Origin of the sequence: Thermococcus argininiproducens, from assembly GCF_023746595.1 — an archaeon.
Classification (GTDB): Archaea; Methanobacteriota_B; Thermococci; order Thermococcales; family Thermococcaceae; genus Thermococcus_A; species Thermococcus_A argininiproducens.
This window is the reverse complement of the sequence record NZ_CP080572.1, coordinates 1,779,247-1,795,908: the sequence shown is the minus strand read 5'-3', so window position 1 is coordinate 1,795,908 and position 16,662 is coordinate 1,779,247. Positions and strand designations below refer to the sequence as shown.

The window sequence follows — 16,662 nt, the reverse complement described above, 5'->3', positions numbered from 1 at the left end:
AATTAAAGAATTAGAATTCAAAAAAGCCTTTCCATTTAACAAGACCAAGCAAAAACTTGTGGGGCAATTTGTCATGTGAGGGGTATATTCTCACTGCATAGTGCCAGCATGGATGGCCCAAATTTCTGAGGGCATTCCCTTCGTAGCGATAGAGCCATTTTGTACCTCCAAGATTTTGTGGATGTTTGAGTTCTATCACATATGCTTTCTCTATTGCATAACCTTCTGCTTTGACTCCATAATAGATCTCCACTTTTACGTCTTCTGGATTAAGACCATTTAGGTCGACTACAACTTCAACACCAGTAGCATCATGAGTTATAACCTTTTCTATACTAACGTTCTCCCATGAGCTGAAGATTTTTGCTTTCCAGCTTGCTATCTCTCTAGTTGCTTTAAAGTTGTCTCTATGGAGGAGAATGTAATTTGCTAGTGCCTTTGAGTAGAAGTTGTTCATGTATTCCTTTAACATTCTGTGTGTACTGAACTTGGGGGCAATGCTCTTTATGCTTTCCTTCATCATATATATCCAACGAGTTCTATTTCCATAATATGTGGGAATTACCTCATTTTCAAGGAGCTCATAAAGACTTTCTGCGTCTCTTATATCATCTGCTTCACTCTCTGCTTCAACACTTTCTTCTCCTATAACCCAACCGTTTTTGCCATTGTATCCTTCTACCCACCATCCATCATAAATGCTTAAATTCAATACTCCATTGAGACCAGCCTTCATACCACTTGTCCCACTGGCTTCTAGAGGTCTTCTTGGATTGTTTAACCATACATCAACTCCTGCTACCATTGCTCTAGCAGATCCCATATCATAGTTTTCGAAGATTATTATCTTGTTTTTGAATTCGGGCATTTGTGAGATCTCGTAAACTCTCTTTAGAAATTCTTTACCTGCTTTATCCATTGGATGAGCCTTTCCTCCAAAAATTATGTACACGGGTTTCTCTGGATCATTTAATATCTTTTTAAGTCGTTCTAAGTCACTCAAAATTAAAGTTGCTCGTTTATAAGTCGCAAAACGCCTTGCAAAACCGATTATAAGAGCATTTTCATCTATATCTGGGATGGGTTCATCGATTCCTAGACGTTTATTCCGTTCTTTTATTTTTCTCTTGATAAGCTCTATGAACTCTTTTTTGGCTCTTATATGGGCTTCCCATAGTTCTTCATCGGGAATACTTTCTATGGCATACCACAGGCCTTCAAGTTCTGCATAGTCTCTCCACACTCTACCAATGTAACGATCAATAAGCTTTTTTATTTCATTATGAAGCCATGTCTTTGTGTGGACACCATTTGTGATGCCTTTTACTGGTATCTCATCAAGGGGGACACCTTTCCAAAGATCTTTCCACATCTCTTTAGTAACTTTTGTGTGAAGTTTACTGACGGCGTTTACGTAACTTGACGTTCTTATTGATAAAAGAGTCATGTTGAACTGGTCTCCTTCACGGCCTAGATTAAGGAAATCTTCTTTAGGCAACTGTTCAAAGAACTTGGAAAGTCTCTTTTCTACTTCCTTTATTGGAAATCTATCGTGGCCTGCTGGGACGGGAGTATGAGTTGTGAATATTGTTGTGCTTCTGGTCAGAGTCAAGGCCTCCAAAAAGCTTAGGCCTTCTTCCATGTACCAGGCTATTCTTTGGAAGTTTGCGAATGATGGATGCCCCTCATTAAGGTGAATTACTGCAGGCTTAATCCCTAATGCTTGTAAAAGCCTCATTCCACCGATTCCAAGGAGGATTTCCTGTTTTATTCTCTTGTCAATTTCAGCGTTGTAAAGATAATCACATATTGCTCTATCATCATTCGAGTTCTCAGAAACATCAGTATCCAGAAGATAGAGTTTTACTCTTCCTACATTAACTTCGAATGCTCTTGCATAAACTATTCTGTCTTCAATTGGCACCTCTATAAGAAGAGGTTGTCCTTCTTCATTTGTTATTGGGATAATCGGCATCTCTTTGGGATCGTATTCAGGAAAAACTTCTATTTGATTCCCTTCTTTATCTATTTCTTGTTTAAAATAACCATGTTTGTAAAGAAGGCCAACAGCAATAAAAGGAAGTCCGAGGTCACTGGCCGTTTTCACGTGATCTCCAGCTAGTATTCCAAGTCCACCTGAATAAATGGGAAGACTTTTGCTTATACCGTATTCCATACAGAGATATATTATTGGCTCTTCCCATTTGGGGTAATTTGTTGAGCACCAAGTACTCTCCGGATTCATATAATGTCTGAATTGATCAATAACAAGCTCGTATAGGTTCATAAAGTCATCATCTTTGGAGAGCTCATTTAGTCTTTCTTCAGGGGTGTCAAGGAGAAGTTTGACAGGGTTTTTATGCTCTTTCCAGTGTTCTGGGTTTATTTTTTCCCACATTTTTGTAGCACGTCTGTTCCAGCTCCACCAATAGTTGTACGCAAGTTCTAAAAGCCCTTCAAGATTCTCTGGGAGTTTGGATTTAATTTGATTGATAACGCTCTCCATATTTTTCACCCTCTTCTTACCTACAAGGTTGCTATTACTCATTGAGGGTGATACATTATAAGGATTGTGGAAATATTAAAGTTTCTATAAGAGTTTTTTGAGAATGTTTTTAGCTTCTTCTACTCCTTTGGGTATTCCTAATCCTAACTCTAAGAAAAGCTCGATTAGAGGGGGAATATCTAAGTTGTGGGCCCTTAGGATGTCAATGTTGCTAAAAACTTCTTCTGGAGTCCCAACGGTTACTATCTTCCCTTTGTCTAAAAGGGCTATTCTGTCGCAGAGTGTAAGGTATTCTGCTTCATGAGAAGAGAGAATTATGGTTTTTTCTCCTCTGAACTTTAGAATGAGGTCTCTTAACATTTTCTTTCCTTTGAAATCTAAGTTTGCAAACGGTTCGTCGAAAACAATAATCTCAGGATCCATTGCTAATACAGTGGCTATTGCGACTCTTTTTTTCTCTCCAAAGCTTAATTCCTTGGTTTCTCGATTTATGTAATCCAACATTCCGACTGTCATTAGAGCTTCTATAGCTCTTTCTTCAAGTTCTTTTCCTCGTAGTCCTAGGTTATATGGCCCAAATAAGACATCATCAAACACTTTGGGGGAAAATAGTTGGTCATTGGGGTCTTGGAATATAATTCCTACGAACTTTCTTACCTCTTGGGGTCTTTTACTGGCATCTATGCCCTTTACGAGCACTTTACCTTTTTTAGGTTTTAAGATCCCATTCAGATGGAGTATTAAGGTAGATTTTCCAGCTCCATTGGGTCCTAAGATACCAAACACTTCACCCCTATTTATTTGCAATGAGATGCCATCTAACACTTTTCTACTGTCATATGAAAAGTGGAGATCTATGATCTCTATCAAAGCAACATCACCCCTAGAGCAATGACAGATAGTATTAAAGCTTCTGGTTTTATTCGTTTCTCGACTTTAGGGAACTCCCCAAATCCTCTTGAGAGCATTGCCCAGTAGATTTTTATACTTCTGATGTATGCCCTCACGAATATCTCCCCTATAAGAGCTCCTAGTTTTTTATAGTATTCCCTCTTTTTAATTCCTATTGCTCGTGAATCAAGTGCTCTCTTCATTCTAGTGGCTTCTTCCTTAAAGAGTTCTAAATAGCGATAGGTAAATGCAAGAGTTAACACCAGTATTCGGGGAAAACGAAGTGTTTCCATCTCTCCCAAGAGATATGAGAATCCAAGGGAGTTTGACACTATGATAACCGCAGACGCTGAAAGGAAAGCTTTTCCTACAAGAAAGAGAAATCTATGCATGCCTTCATATGTAATATTTCCCAAAGGGGTTGTGATAAATGCTTTTCCGGGAATAAACAGTGCTAAGAGGAACAAACAACCTTCAAATCCTAAAAGGAATCCTAAATGCTTAAAGATATGTCTTTTAGGTTTGAGGAGCGCTATAAGAAGGCCCAACAGTGGAAGGAAATATACTAACTCGGTCATGCTTTGTCTTGTAGCAATGAGCATGGCATACACAAAAAGAAAAATAAGATACAAGTTAAACACCTTTTACTACTTTTGCAATTCCATATGCCGCTCCAAACACGAGTATTATCCCAAATGTGCCCATTATTAACCCCTGTCCCCAAGTCTCACCATAGTCTAAAGGAGCACTGTAAATGGGAGATTCTTCTAGACCCAATTTTTCCATAGTAGCTTCAAGACCATCGGGATTATCAGAAGCAAGTGGAAGGATAAGTGCTAAGAGTATCAATACTATTAGTAACCCTTTTATTACAAGCCTCATGCTGGAACACCTCCTATTTCTGGAAGCTTAGCTCTTAAGGCTTGAACCACGGAAAGAGTGATGAGTGCTTCTCCAATTCCGATTATTGCGTGATATCCTATCATTAGAGTTAAGAGTTTTCCAAATGGTAGACTGTGACTTATTCCTATTTCTACTGAAGTTAATAATGCTCCTAAAACAACTGCTAACCAAGAGGCTAAGCCTATTGCAAGAGTTTTGTTGGTGCTTTTAAGTTTTGAATAAACCCAATAACCTACAAATGCTCCTAATATTCCCATATTTAGTATGTTAGCTCCAATTGCAGTAATCCCTCCATCTCCGAAAAGCAAAGTTTGAATTAACAACACAGCTGTCATTACAACAACTGCTGCATAAGGTCCTAAGAGTACCGCTACTAGTACTGCTCCAAGTAAATGCCCACTTACTCCGCCTATTATGGGAAAGTTTACCATTTGTGCAGCAAATATTCCAGCTGCGAATAAACCTAAGAGTGGAATTTTATCTTCAGGATAGTCCTTCAGTCTTCTTAAGGAGTAGCCCACACAGGCTATGGTTATGGCGTATGTAATTACTATCACAGGAAAGCTTAGCAGCCCATCTGGTATGTGCACAGATTCCACCTCCCTTCGATACTTCGTAACACTAAATTATCACAAGATGCCACCATATAAAAGTCTTTTTTAAACTTCTTCTTTGCAACCAAAAGTTCGAGATATTATACAAGTTATACTACCCAAACTGTTAAATAATTATAATGCAAAGCATTACAAAAGGGGTGAAAAGTCATGAAATTTTATAAGATTTTTGTTCTATTTTTGGTTTTTGTAATGTTTGGAGCTATGGGAGGTGTAGTATGGGGAGCTCCTGTTGAAAAGGTTCGTGTGATAGTAACAGTAGACAGAGAATTCAATGAGAGTTTTATATTTGCGTTGGGTGGAAATGTTGTTGCAAAAGGAAGAATTTTTCCAATTGTTGTAGTTGACATTCCTTCTAGGGCACTAGAGAGAGTAAAGAATGTTAAGGGTGTGATTAGGGTAGAGTATGATGCAGAAGTTCATATATTAAAGGGGAAACCTCCTGGAGTTGGTAAACCAAAGCCTCCCCAACCTCCTCAGGAAATTCCATGGGGCATTTCTCGTGTTAAAGCTCTAGACGCATGGAGTATAAGTGATGGCGCAAGTGGGGGAGTGATCGAAGTAGCAATACTTGATACGGGCATAGACTATGACCATCCAGATTTAGCTCCCAATTTAGCATGGGGGGTTAGCGTACTTAGGGGAAAAGTATCAACAAAACCTAAGGATTACAGGGATCAGAATGGACATGGTACACATGTAGCTGGCACAGTGGCGGCTTTAAACAATGAGATAGGTGTTGTTGGCGTCGCTCCAAGTGTAGAGATATACGCTATCAGAGTTCTTGGTCCAAGTGGGAGTGGTTCATACAGTGATATAATTCTTGGGATTGAACAGGCCTTATTAGGGCCCGATGGTGTACTTGATAGTGACGGGGATGGAATAATAGTTGGAGACCCAGATGATGATGATGCGGCTGAAGTAATAAGCATGAGTCTTAGGGGGTCAAGTGATGTCGAATCCTTCCATGATGCAATAAATTGGGCATACAGTTGGGGAGTGATTATAGTTGCGGCAAGTGGTAACGATGGTGCCTCAAGTCCGAGTTATCCAGCGGCATATCCTGAAGTTATAGCTGTTGGTGCGACTGACGTTAATGATCAGGTGCCTTGGTGGAGTAATAGAGGAGTAGAGGTCAGCGCTCCTGGTGTTGATATATTAAGCACATATCCAGATGATAGTTACACAACACTGAGTGGAACTTCAATGGCAACACCCCATGTGAGTGGAGTAGTTGCACTTGTTCAAGCAGCTCGCTATAACAAGTATGGAACAGTTCTTTCGGTTGAAGCACTTAGAGAAATTCTCCACACAACTGCAGAAGATCATGGACTGCTTGGTTGGGATCCTTACTATGGATATGGGATAGTGAGGGCAGATTTGGCTGTGCAAGCTGCCATCAATTGATTTTTTAATTTTATCTTCCGAAAAATCCGTCCTTTAGGGCGGCCTAGGTCACCAAAATCATTAAATTAGATAAACTCCTACTTTTTTAGGTGGTGTATATAGAGCCAAAAACAGTGCTAAATGTAAGTAGGTTCATAGTTTTTCTTGGGTTGGTAACTGCCCTTGTTTATTGGAGAATTGATCATATTTATCGCACTACTGTAGCACTAATCGGGCTTTATATTCCTGACCTTGTTGAAAAATATCTTAAGAATCCTCCCTCAAAAATTGCCCTGATATTAAGTCCTATCTATAATGTGGAAAGTATGGCGGTTTTAGGAATATTCATAGCTATTCATGTTTCTCTTGTGAATGTGCCTTTCACTACTATTGATCTTTTTCACAAAGAATGGAGAAATGCTGACATGATAAGCCACTTTTTTGGGGATTAGTGGTTTGGTTGTTGGTGACTGAGATTTTAGTTAATCTTACTAGGAACGGATATATAGGACTTAATAAGAAAAAATTGCTCGTATATTCTTTTGTTATCCTATTCATGCTCAGTATTGGATGGGAAGTAGCTGAAAAACTCAGTGAAAGTGAGATTTCTTTTATACATGAGAGCATTGGAAATAAAGTTAGGGATGTTCTAGTAAACACACTTGGTGCCTTATTTGGAGTTTATCTGGTTTTTAGGAAAAACTATCCATTTAAGCTAAATTGAGATTAACGGTCGGCTAAAAATTTTATTTCCCTCTTTTAAATAAACCTTCTCTTGGAAAGGTTTAAATGGAATAAAAACTAATATAACATTGAAGGAGGTGTCAAGAATGGTCGGGATTTCTGTGCAGGAAGTTATGACAGAAAAATTTGCAAAAATCGACATAAACTCCCCTCTTTCTGAGGCCATTGGAATTTTTGAAAAAGAAGACCCCGATTTAATTGTTGTTTTTGATGGAAAAATGTACAAAGGAGTATTGACTCAAGATTTGATAATTCGGTCCCATTTGAAGTGGGATCCAATAAAAGCCAAAGTTAAGGATGTATATAAGACTGCACCAGTTGTAAAGCTTGAAGAAGACTTAAGTGTTACAGCCAAACTCATGATTGAGGTTGACTTACGTTCACTTCCCGTTGGGAAGGATAAAAATTCAATTATTGGTGTAATAAGCGATATAACCCTTCTTGAAAGAATTGTTAAAGAAGAGTTTGGAAAAAGAAAAGTCGAGGAATTTATGACGAAGGACGTGGTTACTCTTGGTCCCGGAGACACGGTAGCAAAGGCTCTTGCAACTATGAGGGACTATGCAATTTCAAGAATACCCATTGTTACTGAAGAAGGAAAACTCGAAGGGCTCGTAACATTGCATGATCTAATAATTCGGTTCATAAAGCCGAGGTTCAAGGCCCAATTCGGAGAGGTGGCAGGGGAGAAAATACCTCCGTTTTCAATGCAGCTCAGAGACATCATGGTTAAGGGAGTGATTACAATAGACCCTGAAGCATCAGTCAAAGAGGCAGTTGAATTAATGAGAGAGTATGACATAGATGGTCTTGTAATTGTGGATAGGGAGAATGTTGTTAAGGGAGTGTTAACTGTAAAGGATCTATTACTTCCAATCTCAAGAATGGTGGAGAAAAAGACTAAGTTCTATTTACAACTTGGAGGAGATGCTCACTATCTGAGTGATTTCACTAGGGAAAGGATAGTAGCTGATATGAGAAGGTTTGTCGATAGGTACGAAGAAGTACTAGGCAATGAGGGAATAATCTATTTGAACATTAGACGGTTCCCAGAAAAGCTTCGTGGAGTGCATCTATACCAAGCTAGGATGAGAATAGTAACAGATAAAGGACAATATATTGCTACAGGAGAGACATGGGGTGCTATACAAGCTGTGCATGATGCTCTTAGGGCAATAGAAAGACAAATACTTCAAAAAATCGAACTCCAAAGAGATGTAAAACATACTAGGAGATTTATAGAGTATCTCGGATTCTGAACTTTTCTCTACCTTTTATCTATTGAAGTCGAAGTTCTCTTTCAAGAAGTGCCATTTGTCTATCATCTAGTGTTCTTGGGTCTAAAACAACAGCTAGAGCTTTGTCATTACTCATCACCCTGTCTCTAAGCCCGAATAAAAATTTTGCTGCACTTTCGAATCCATTTTCCACCACTAAATATTCGAATCCATCTACATAAATGGCATTGTAGCCGCTTTCAAGGTTTCTAGTTAAAAGGTCTATCAAGATATCTATTTTTGCAGGAGAGATGGGGTAAATCTTCCCATCTTGTTTGATAGTATCACTTTCTATCTTAGTGAGCCAATAAACTAGCACATTATCTAAGTCATCTATTTTTGGTGGATTCCTTGTTATCATTATTACATTCTCACTGAAGAAGGTTGGGAGGTTTCTCTTGAGTTCTTTTTTGCTATTAAATAGAAAAATCCCCTTAATCTCCGTTGGATGTTCTTTTTGTGGTCTTTCAAATACAGCCATTTTTGCAGGAAATATAGCAAATTTCAGAGCTCCAACAGCAGCTATAAATCTGAAAATGGCTGCAAGTAGGAATGCTATGGGGACAAGCCATTCAATATTTCGGGTGACTGGATAGGTTAGGTTTATTGCTCCTAAAAGGGCCAGTCCCCAAGGAAATAGCTCCTCAAGACTCTTTTTTGCCACTACGTAACTTCTTAGTATGTATCCAATGTAGATCAATGAAAACCCAAAGGCGAGGTATGGAAATGAGAGTTTTATTGTAAATGAGTGTGAAAACCTGTCAAAAAAGTCTGTAGCTGATAGAAAGATCCATATGTATGCAGCAACGGCAAAAAATCCTAAATATGCAACATCCTTAAATTCACTTCTTTCCTTTTTGAGTTGTATTCCTCCCCATACTAAAAACGTGGCCATTAGAAAACCTGGGAGCTGGGAAGTTATTTCATATGCCCCTGGTTTTATACCGACCCCTAAAGGCTCTAAGATATAGCTCTCTATATCGAGAGCGTTTATAAAAAGAGCCGTGGCTATTAACCCCCATCTTTTTTCTTTACTTTTCAATGCTTTATATGTTACGGCTAGGAACAACAACCATCTTGAAATAAAGTTAATATAGGGGATGAAATCCATCCCTTTTCACCAGGTAATTATTTCTTTCTCCTGTTTAGCTACAACCAGCACATTTGGAGGAATATTTTTATCAACTATTAATCCCGGGCCAACAAACGAGTTGCTTCCTATCTTTCTGCCAGGGTATATAGTGACATTAATTCCAGTTTTCACGTTATGGCCTATTATTGCCCCAAGCTTTCTTCTACCACTATCTTCAAGTTTACCTTTTATTTCGACCTTTATATTTTTATTGTCATGTCGTAAGTTGGCGGTAATTGTTCCAGCTCCAAGATTTGTGTTTTCTCCAATTATGGAGTCACCCACGTAATTCAGATGAGGAGCGTTGCTGTGATCCATTATTATTGAGTTTTTGATTTCGACTGCATTTCCAACATGACATTTGTTTCCTATACTGGTATAGGGACGGATAAAGCAATTGGGGCCTATTTTTGAGTTTTTCCCAATTTTCACTGGTCCTATAATGTAAGCTCCGCTTCGTACAACAGTTCCTTCTCCGATTTCTACAGGTGGGATGATAGTAGCTCCTTCCTCTACAATGCCTTTTATATTATGTTTAAGATGGTTTTTGAGGAGGTATTCGTTCAGCTCAAGAAGGTTCCATGGTCTACCAATATCATTCCAGTACCCCTCATAAACTGCATAAGTAACTTTCCTGTTTTCCTTAATCATGAGGTTTATTGTGTCTGTAATTTCATATTCTCCACGTTCACTTTCACCGGTTTTTTCGATGAATTCAAAAATTTCTGGCTTGAAGAAATAAATCCCTAAATTTGCATATCCACTTATAGCGCCGGGTTTTTCTTTTATTGCTTTTACAGATTCGTTTTCAATTTCTACCATTCCAAAATGGCTCAAGTCTTTAAATTCTTTTACCAATAAAGCAGCATCAGCATTGTGTTTTCTAAATGCTTGGAGAAGCGTTTTTATGCCTTCTCTCTCAAAGTATATGTCTCCATTAACAGTTAAAAACTCTTCATTTTCTGTATATTTAATTGCAGAGTATATTGCCTTCGCGGTTCCTTCTCCCTGTACTTGTTCAACGTAAGTTATAGGTTTCCCTCCGTATTCGTCTCCAAGATGCTCCATTAACTTCTCTTTATGGTATCTCACAACCACTATAAATTCATCTACAAATGGATAAATGTTTTCCAATACATGTTCTATTATTGGCTTATTAGCAACTTTGAGCATTACCTTGGGTCTGTCATCTGTAAGAGGTCTTAACCTTTCTCCTTTTCCAGCAGCAAGTATCACACCCTTCAAGTTAACACCCCCACTAAAGAAGCTATTAGAGCTATAAATCCAAAGAAGATGCAGAATCTTGAGAAATTAAGACGCTTGGCGAGTTTCATCATAAGCTCGAGCATGAGCAGACTTACAATGAATGCACTAAGTATGGAGGCTAAAGGTAAAGAAAGAGGTTCAGATGTTCTTGAGGCTTCGGGTAATTCTAGAAATAGGGCTCCAATTATAGCTGGGGCTGCCATTAAAAAGCTTAATCTAACAGCTTTTTCTTGCTTTATACCTAAAAGTAACAAACTTCCTATCGTCATCCCTGATCTTGATATACCAGGAATAACTGCTACTCCTTGGGCTATTCCTGCTATTATTGCGTCTACTATTGTGACTTCATCTTTTTCTTTCTTGAGACCTTTTTCAAGTCTCTCTAAAGGCGCTTCTTGGCTTTTCTTTAACATTATCCCCGTGAGAATCAATGCTATACCAATTATACCATTTACAGCTTCTGGGTTAAACGACGAGACAATGGATTTAAATCCTTTGTATAATGGAAGACCTATCAGTCCGGTGAATAATGTGGAATAGAATAGAAACTTTTCTTCCTCCTCCCACCTAAAAAGAAGGAGTTTGAACATAATTTTACCTAGATCATATCTAAATTTAAAAAGCAATGCCATTAGTGTTCCCAAATGCAGAATAAGTGAATATGAGTATGCGTCTTCTGGAGAAATCCTTATGAAATTAATAAGTGAGAGCATAACCTGGCCCGAGCTGCTTATTGGTAGCCATTCTGTAATCCCTTGAAGTATTCCAATAAAAACTGCTTGATAATACTCCATAGCTGCCACTAATAAAACTAACTGGATTTGTAATAAATAAACCTTTCGTAGTAGACACTGACCTTCTCCCTGCTGTGAAGGGCGAGGCTTTTAAAAGAAATAATGTAAAAAGTTAAGAAAAGAAATCAAACTTCGGATCTCTGAGTAATCAAAAAATCTTGAGCGTTATCAAATAACCTCAGCGAAGGCAAATTTTCTTTTTACACTGTTAATGACAATCTCAACTTCATCCCCAACTTTTGTGTTTGGGACGAATACTACAAATCCCTTAATCCTAGCTATGCCGTCTCCACCTTGACCTATACTCTCTATCTTCACTTTATATCTTTCCCCAACCTTCACTGGGGCTTCAAATCTCCTTCCACCAAATCTATCTCCATACATTTCCAACAATCTCCTTTCAAATTCTTAACGCCCCTTAAAAGAGCGCCAAACTTACTTCTTTCTGGAGTTTATAAACTTTTGCATTTTTATTTTAACTTCACATGGAGGTAAACATTAGTGCTAATAAAAGTTGTGCATCGCGTATTTTAGTACATTGTTCATTCTAATCTGCCATCAAAAAACGGGTTTTTACATAACTTTTGGTTGGAAACAAGATCTTATATACCTTTGTTGTTAATTTAGCCCTTTACAAAACCCTTTTAAAAGAAACAATTGAATTTAATATCGATAAATGGAAAAATAGGTGAGGACTGGGATGTAAACCAAAAGTTGAGGTGGGAAAAATGAGTTTCATTGTTGCATTCATATGGTCGTTTGTGCTCTGGCTTGTACTTACGGCAGGTAGCAAAGGCATGCTCTGGAGTACAGAAGAAATTATAGCGGGCATTATTTTTGCGTTCGTAATTGGATTTTCTACTAGGAATATCATAGGAGAAAGAGCAAAGAGGTTCTTAAACCCTATTAAGGTAGTAGGCTTCTTAGTATATGCAATAGGCCCTTTATTCTGGGGCATGGTGAAAGCCAATTTGGATGTAGCTTATAGAGTTATCACGGGTAAAATAAAACCAGGAATTGTTAAGGTCCCTGTTGATTTGGAAAATAAAGCTCAGTATACCATTTTGAGCAATTCTATTACATTGACTCCGGGTACTTTAACAATAGATGCTTGTCCTGAGGAAAATGCCCTTTATGTTCATTGGATACACGTAACAGAAGAGGAACCAGAGAGTTCAGAGCTCGTTGCAGGTTCATTTGAAAAATGGGCAAGGAGGTTAGGGAAATGATTTTCATCGGGTTTTTCTATGGGATACTAGGAGTGATTCTTGCAGGAGTCATAACTTTGGTTCGTGTGATGTTAGGTCCAAGTGTTCCTGATAGAGTTGTGGGGGTTGATACACTAAATACTCTAATAGTTGCAGGAATGATCCTGTTGGGGGCCGCTTATGATAGGGTAATTTACATTGATATCGCAATAGTGTATGCTCTTCTCAGCTATATTGGTACATTAGTGGTTGCCAAATATCTACAGGGGGGATTAGAGTGATCGATTTCATAGTTTATGCTCTCCTCGCTGTAAGTATTATATTTAACATATTAGGAAGTTTCTCTCTTCATAGGTTTCCAGACGTATATACTAGACTTCATGGAGCAACAAAGTGCACCACATTTGGAACAATATTTGCTGTTTTTGCAGTTGTTGTACATTCTATCTGGCAGATAAAGGAGACAAACAATCCAAAGTATCTTCAGATGGCTCTTCACAGCTTAGTGGCACTAATAGCACTGATGTTAACCAATCCTACAGGGGCTCACGCGATAGCAAAAGCAGCCCATCTTAGTGGTTACAAACCTGCAAAAGCTGTCATTGATGCATATGAGACAAAACTCCGAGGTGAGATCCAATGAATGTAGTTAATGTTGATATGGCGATACAAGTGATTCTGTTAATTAGCATATTGATTTCTTCATATTGGATGATAACTACTAGGGATCTGCTCTCAGCAGCTTTAGCATCAACTGCTATGAGTCTTCTTCTTAGTTTGGAATTTTACATGCTTCATGCTCCTGATGTGGCGATAGCGGAGGCTGCAGTGGGAGCAGGCATTGTTACTGCAATAGTTGTTTATGGAATATCAAAAACCGAGAGATGGGAGCGTGAGGCGCCATGAAAACGACTTTTGGGGCATTGTCATTACTTTTCATGTTGGGAGTTCTCTTAGTAGTTGCTAATCCGAACTATGGTTTACAGTTTGGTTTAGGGGGCGAAGAATGGCAAAAATACCGCTATACGGATCAATACTACATAGACCATGGTGTGGAAGAGGTAGGGGGTACAAATATCGTCACCGACATCGTGTTTGACTATAGAGGTTACGACACACTAGGGGAAGCGACAGTATTGTTTACTTCCATAGCAGGTGCAATTGCCTTACTTAGAAAATGGAGGGAAGAGGAATGAACAGCCAAAATAATGACATGGGTCTTATAGTTAAAACAATGGCGAGAGTTACTATACCTCTTATTGGAATATTTGGTGCTTATGTAATTGCTCATGGGCACCTCACACCTGGAGGTGGATTCCAAGGTGGTGCTACTGTAGCGGGTGCAGGGGTTCTTTTCTTAATAGCTTTTGGTCTTAGCGAGACAAAAAACAGGATTAACAAGACGTTATACTCTACTCTGGAAGGTATCGGTGGATTGGTATTTCTAGCAATGGGCATGCTTGGTTTTGGCGTCGTGTTCTTTTATAACACCCTGTGGCATGAAGGACCGATTTTCAATGGAGAACCTGGAAGCCTTCTTTCGGCAGGATATTTGCCCATAATGAACTTAGCTGTGGGTTTAAAAGTATACACAGGGTTAGTTAGTGCGTTATTCGCAATTGCATTGTTCAGGAGGTGGAAAAAGTGATACCCTTACAATTTGTAACTGCATTCCTGATGATATTTATGGGGATCTATGCATTTTTGTACAAGAGGAATCTCATTAAGCTAATTCTGGCGTTAAATTTAGTTGATGCAGGGATTCATTTATTGCTTATAAGTCTAGGTTATCGCTTAGAGAATGGTATTTTGCCGACAGCCCCAATATATACCGGATATGAAACATTAGAAGGGGTCCCAATGGTAGGACCGATTCCCCAAGCTTTGGTGCTTACCAGCATTGTTATTGGAGTTTGTGTTCTTTCTCTTGCAATGGCTTTGACAATTAATGCATATAAGCACTACAGAACTCTTGATGTGAGCAAACTAAGGAGGTTGAGAGGATGAATGCCCTTCCATGGCTTATAATAACTCCGTTATTTGGGGCATTCTCTATGCCAATACTTGGTTTGTTAGGAAGAAAAGTGAGAGAATACTGGGCAGTAATTATCAGTGGGTTTACATTTGCAATTGCTGCAAGGATATTTTACAGTATTTGGAGAAGCAACGAGATACTTCTCTATACGTTGGGCGATGTGAGTCCAATTGGGGAGGGAGTTAAGTTCCCAATTAGGATAATATGGGAAGTTGATCTGTTTGGAGCCTTACTTGCATTAACAGTGGCTTTTGTAAGTTTTCTAGCGATAGTATACTCTTTAGGATACATGAAAGAGGATAGTGGGTTAGATAAATACTACACTTTAGTACTCGTTTTAGAACTCGGAATGCTGGGTATAGTAATCACTGGGGACATTTTCAACTTCTATGTTTTCATCGAAATAATGAGTATAGCAAGCTATGTGTTGGTTGCATTCAGAAATGACACTTGGGAAGGAATCGAAGCGGGAATTAAATACATGTTTGTAGGATCTCTTGCAAGCTCCTTTATCTTGTTGGGAATTGCACTCCTATATGGGCAGTATGGTACACTTACAATGGCATATCTAGCAGTAAAAATAGCAGAAAATCCGACTCTCGTAAGTAGGGTTGCCCTTGCCTTTCTTATTGGTGGACTATTATTTAAGAGTGGTGCAGTTCCAGTCCATATGTGGCTTTCTGATGCTCATCCAGCAGCTCCAAGCTCTATTTCAGCAATGCTCTCTGGCCTTGTTATTAAAGTGGGCGGTGTTTATGCTATAGCTAGAATAATATTCGGAATCTTTAATCCGGGGTTGCATGAATATCTCAAGGTCTTTGGTGCACCTTCTATTGGCGTGAATACACTAGGGTGGGCAATAATATTTTTTGGTTGCTTAACGTTAATTGTTGGAAATGCAATGGCAGTTATTCAAACAGATATGAAAAGGCTTTTTGCTTTCTCAAGTGTCGGTCAAATTGGGTATATTCTTCTTGGAATTGGAATTGGAGTAGTTGCGTACGGAGAGAAGGCTGGGGAAATAGCTTTAACAGGCGCCGTTTATCATATAGTTAATCACGCAGTCATAAAGGCACTCCTCTTTTTTGTGGCTGGTGCAGTAATTCATCAAGTTGGAACAAAAAATCTGAACGAACTTAGTGGATTAGCAAGACGAATGCCATTTACTACTCTCTCCTTTTTAATAGGTGCTGCAGCAATAATAGGGCTCCCTCCACTAAATGGTTTTGCAAGCAAGTGGCTTATCTATGAAAGCTCTGCAATGTATAATCCAATTTTGGCCGTGATTGCAGTGATTGGCACTGTGTTTTCATTAGCAGCTTATACAAGGGTATTATTCACCTTTTTAGGAATTGAGAGTGAACGAGTGAAAACTGCTAGAGAGCCAGGAAAAACAATGCTTATTCCAATGCTACTCTTAATGCTGGTTATAATTTTAATGGGTCTCTTGCCTTGGCAAATAAATGAGAAAGTCATGTTACCAGTGGCAAAAATGCTTGAGCAGCTCAAAGGGGAATACATAATGGCACTTGTTAAGTTCGTGGGAGGGGTGTGAGATGTTTGGTTATTGGGATGCCCTTTACTTTATTTATGCCTTTGTTATTGGTCTGCTGATTAGTTATTTGCTCATGAAATGGGCTGAGAATGTAAGTGCTGGGACTAGAAAGGCAGGAGATGGTACTAAGATCTTTATAAGTGGAGAAGACCAGGATAAGGTTATCCCTCAATTTGAACATTTTAGAGGATATTTTACAGGGAGACATGTTATGTGGGGACTAGTTAGGGGAATAAACAGAATGTTTTTGACTTTTAGAAGGGAACACACTGGTTTGCTCACTGATTATGTTAGTTATTTACTAATTACTGTAGCGATACTGCTTGGTCTCATGGTTATTTGGGGGTGAAA

At 38.7% G+C, this 16,662-nt stretch carries 22 protein-coding genes; 13 read left to right on the top strand and 9 right to left on the bottom strand.

Annotated elements, in window-relative coordinates; genetic code table 11:
- Positions 1-10: 10 nt before the first annotated feature.
- From malP to K1720_RS09730, 5 genes are all read right to left on the bottom strand, one after another.
- Positions 11-2,506, bottom strand: a complete 2,496-nt coding sequence (gene malP / locus K1720_RS09750) for a maltodextrin phosphorylase (protein WP_251949005.1) — start codon at positions 2,504-2,506, stop codon at positions 11-13.
- Between the two features lie 84 nt (positions 2,507-2,590).
- Positions 2,591-3,376, bottom strand: a complete 786-nt coding sequence (locus tag K1720_RS09745) for an energy-coupling factor ABC transporter ATP-binding protein (protein ID WP_251949003.1) — start codon at positions 3,374-3,376, stop codon at positions 2,591-2,593.
- Positions 3,373-4,038: an energy-coupling factor transporter transmembrane component T gene (locus tag K1720_RS09740; protein ID WP_341480967.1), complete on the bottom strand. Its 666-nt coding sequence runs from the start codon at positions 4,036-4,038 to the stop codon at positions 3,373-3,375. The genes K1720_RS09745 and K1720_RS09740 overlap by 4 nt, the downstream gene beginning before the upstream one ends.
- On the bottom strand, positions 4,031-4,279 hold the full coding sequence (locus K1720_RS09735; protein ID WP_251948999.1) for a PDGLE domain-containing protein: 249 nt from the start codon (positions 4,277-4,279) through the stop codon (positions 4,031-4,033). The genes K1720_RS09740 and K1720_RS09735 overlap by 8 nt, the downstream gene beginning before the upstream one ends.
- Complete coding sequence (locus K1720_RS09730) at positions 4,276-4,890, bottom strand: energy-coupling factor ABC transporter permease (RefSeq protein ID WP_251948998.1); 615 nt, start codon at positions 4,888-4,890, stop codon at positions 4,276-4,278. The genes K1720_RS09735 and K1720_RS09730 overlap by 4 nt, the downstream gene beginning before the upstream one ends.
- Positions 4,891-5,064: 174 nt before the next feature.
- Between K1720_RS09730 and K1720_RS09725 the strand changes: the two genes are divergently transcribed.
- From K1720_RS09725 to K1720_RS09715, 4 genes are all read left to right on the top strand, one after another.
- Positions 5,065-6,321 (top strand): S8 family peptidase, encoded by a 1,257-nt coding sequence (locus K1720_RS09725; RefSeq protein ID WP_251948996.1) that lies wholly within the window; start codon positions 5,065-5,067, stop codon positions 6,319-6,321.
- A gap of 89 nt (positions 6,322-6,410) precedes the next feature.
- A complete protein-coding gene (locus K1720_RS10685; protein ID WP_341480966.1) occupies positions 6,411-6,752 on the top strand; it encodes a hypothetical protein in 342 nt (113 codons plus the stop codon).
- A gap of 11 nt (positions 6,753-6,763) precedes the next feature.
- Complete coding sequence (locus K1720_RS10680) at positions 6,764-7,024, top strand: hypothetical protein (RefSeq protein WP_341480965.1); 261 nt, start codon at positions 6,764-6,766, stop codon at positions 7,022-7,024.
- Between the two features lie 106 nt (positions 7,025-7,130).
- Positions 7,131-8,303, top strand: a complete 1,173-nt coding sequence (locus K1720_RS09715; RefSeq protein ID WP_251948994.1) for a CBS domain-containing protein — start codon at positions 7,131-7,133, stop codon at positions 8,301-8,303.
- 19 nt (positions 8,304-8,322) lie between these two features.
- Here K1720_RS09715 and K1720_RS09710 read toward each other — a convergent pair whose 3' ends face one another.
- The 4 genes from K1720_RS09710 to K1720_RS09695 form a co-directional block, all read right to left on the bottom strand.
- On the bottom strand, positions 8,323-9,432 hold the full coding sequence (locus K1720_RS09710; protein ID WP_251948992.1) for a DUF835 domain-containing protein: 1,110 nt from the start codon (positions 9,430-9,432) through the stop codon (positions 8,323-8,325).
- A 6-nt stretch (positions 9,433-9,438) separates the two neighbouring features.
- A complete protein-coding gene (gene glmU / locus K1720_RS09705; protein ID WP_251948990.1) occupies positions 9,439-10,698 on the bottom strand; it encodes a bifunctional sugar-1-phosphate nucleotidylyltransferase/acetyltransferase in 1,260 nt (419 codons plus the stop codon).
- Entirely contained in the window at positions 10,695-11,513 is an 819-nt protein-coding gene (locus tag K1720_RS09700; protein WP_251950703.1) for an undecaprenyl-diphosphate phosphatase, read from the bottom strand. Before K1720_RS09700 ends, glmU begins: the two co-directional genes overlap by 4 nt.
- A gap of 168 nt (positions 11,514-11,681) precedes the next feature.
- Positions 11,682-11,897, bottom strand: coding sequence for a TRAM domain-containing RNA chaperone (locus K1720_RS09695; RefSeq protein WP_004066496.1), 216 nt, complete (start codon positions 11,895-11,897; stop codon positions 11,682-11,684).
- Between the two features lie 344 nt (positions 11,898-12,241).
- On the opposite strand from K1720_RS09695, the gene K1720_RS09690 reads away from it, so the two are divergent.
- From K1720_RS09690 to mbhI, 9 genes are read left to right on the top strand one after another with little or no spacing between them, the layout of a single operon-like run.
- On the top strand, positions 12,242-12,742 hold the full coding sequence (locus K1720_RS09690) for a monovalent cation/H+ antiporter subunit E (RefSeq protein ID WP_251948987.1): 501 nt from the start codon (positions 12,242-12,244) through the stop codon (positions 12,740-12,742).
- Positions 12,739-13,002: a cation:proton antiporter gene (locus K1720_RS09685; protein WP_251948985.1), complete on the top strand. Its 264-nt coding sequence runs from the start codon at positions 12,739-12,741 to the stop codon at positions 13,000-13,002. Before K1720_RS09690 ends, K1720_RS09685 begins: the two co-directional genes overlap by 4 nt.
- A complete protein-coding gene (mnhG, locus tag K1720_RS09680) occupies positions 12,999-13,364 on the top strand; it encodes a monovalent cation/H(+) antiporter subunit G (RefSeq protein ID WP_423837313.1) in 366 nt (121 codons plus the stop codon). The genes K1720_RS09685 and mnhG overlap by 4 nt, the downstream gene beginning before the upstream one ends.
- The gene (locus K1720_RS09675) at positions 13,361-13,627 is read left to right on the top strand and encodes a DUF4040 domain-containing protein (RefSeq protein WP_167888038.1); all 267 of its coding nucleotides are present in this window, start codon (positions 13,361-13,363) and stop codon (positions 13,625-13,627) included. Before mnhG ends, K1720_RS09675 begins: the two co-directional genes overlap by 4 nt.
- On the top strand, positions 13,624-13,917 hold the full coding sequence (mbhE, locus tag K1720_RS09670; RefSeq protein ID WP_251948983.1) for a hydrogen gas-evolving membrane-bound hydrogenase subunit E: 294 nt from the start codon (positions 13,624-13,626) through the stop codon (positions 13,915-13,917). The genes K1720_RS09675 and mbhE overlap by 4 nt, the downstream gene beginning before the upstream one ends.
- On the top strand, positions 13,914-14,369 hold the full coding sequence (locus K1720_RS09665; RefSeq protein WP_251948981.1) for a Na(+)/H(+) antiporter subunit B: 456 nt from the start codon (positions 13,914-13,916) through the stop codon (positions 14,367-14,369). The genes mbhE and K1720_RS09665 overlap by 4 nt, the downstream gene beginning before the upstream one ends.
- On the top strand, positions 14,366-14,728 hold the full coding sequence (locus K1720_RS09660; protein WP_055281484.1) for an NADH-quinone oxidoreductase subunit K: 363 nt from the start codon (positions 14,366-14,368) through the stop codon (positions 14,726-14,728). Before K1720_RS09665 ends, K1720_RS09660 begins: the two co-directional genes overlap by 4 nt.
- Complete coding sequence (locus K1720_RS09655) at positions 14,725-16,311, top strand: proton-conducting transporter transmembrane domain-containing protein (RefSeq protein WP_251948979.1); 1,587 nt, start codon at positions 14,725-14,727, stop codon at positions 16,309-16,311. The genes K1720_RS09660 and K1720_RS09655 overlap by 4 nt, the downstream gene beginning before the upstream one ends.
- Before the next feature lies 1 nt (position 16,312).
- Complete coding sequence (mbhI, locus tag K1720_RS09650; protein WP_251948966.1) at positions 16,313-16,660, top strand: membrane-bound hydrogenase complex subunit MbhI; 348 nt, start codon at positions 16,313-16,315, stop codon at positions 16,658-16,660.
- Positions 16,661-16,662: the final 2 nt, after the last annotated feature.

Coding starts and splice junctions, on each gene's coding strand:
- K1720_RS09715 (WP_251948994.1), top strand. CDS start 7,131: ATGGTCGGGATTTCTGTGCAGGAAGTTATGACAGAAAAATTTGCAAAA.
- K1720_RS09690 (WP_251948987.1), top strand. CDS start 12,242: ATGAGTTTCATTGTTGCATTCATATGGTCGTTTGTGCTCTGGCTTGTA.
- K1720_RS09665 (WP_251948981.1), top strand. CDS start 13,914: ATGAACAGCCAAAATAATGACATGGGTCTTATAGTTAAAACAATGGCG.
- mbhI (WP_251948966.1), top strand. CDS start 16,313: ATGTTTGGTTATTGGGATGCCCTTTACTTTATTTATGCCTTTGTTATT.
- malP (WP_251949005.1), bottom strand. CDS start 2,506: ATGGAGAGCGTTATCAATCAAATTAAATCCAAACTCCCAGAGAATCTT.
- K1720_RS09700 (WP_251950703.1), bottom strand. CDS start 11,513: ATGGAGTATTATCAAGCAGTTTTTATTGGAATACTTCAAGGGATTACA.
- K1720_RS09710 (WP_251948992.1), bottom strand. CDS start 9,432: ATGGATTTCATCCCCTATATTAACTTTATTTCAAGATGGTTGTTGTTC.
- mbhE (WP_251948983.1), top strand. CDS start 13,624: ATGAAAACGACTTTTGGGGCATTGTCATTACTTTTCATGTTGGGAGTT.
- K1720_RS09675 (WP_167888038.1), top strand. CDS start 13,361: ATGAATGTAGTTAATGTTGATATGGCGATACAAGTGATTCTGTTAATT.
- K1720_RS09655 (WP_251948979.1), top strand. CDS start 14,725: ATGAATGCCCTTCCATGGCTTATAATAACTCCGTTATTTGGGGCATTC.
- K1720_RS09725 (WP_251948996.1), top strand. CDS start 5,065: ATGAAATTTTATAAGATTTTTGTTCTATTTTTGGTTTTTGTAATGTTT.
- K1720_RS09695 (WP_004066496.1), bottom strand. CDS start 11,897: ATGTATGGAGATAGATTTGGTGGAAGGAGATTTGAAGCCCCAGTGAAG.
- K1720_RS09735 (WP_251948999.1), bottom strand. CDS start 4,279: ATGAGGCTTGTAATAAAAGGGTTACTAATAGTATTGATACTCTTAGCA.
- K1720_RS09685 (WP_251948985.1), top strand. CDS start 12,739: ATGATTTTCATCGGGTTTTTCTATGGGATACTAGGAGTGATTCTTGCA.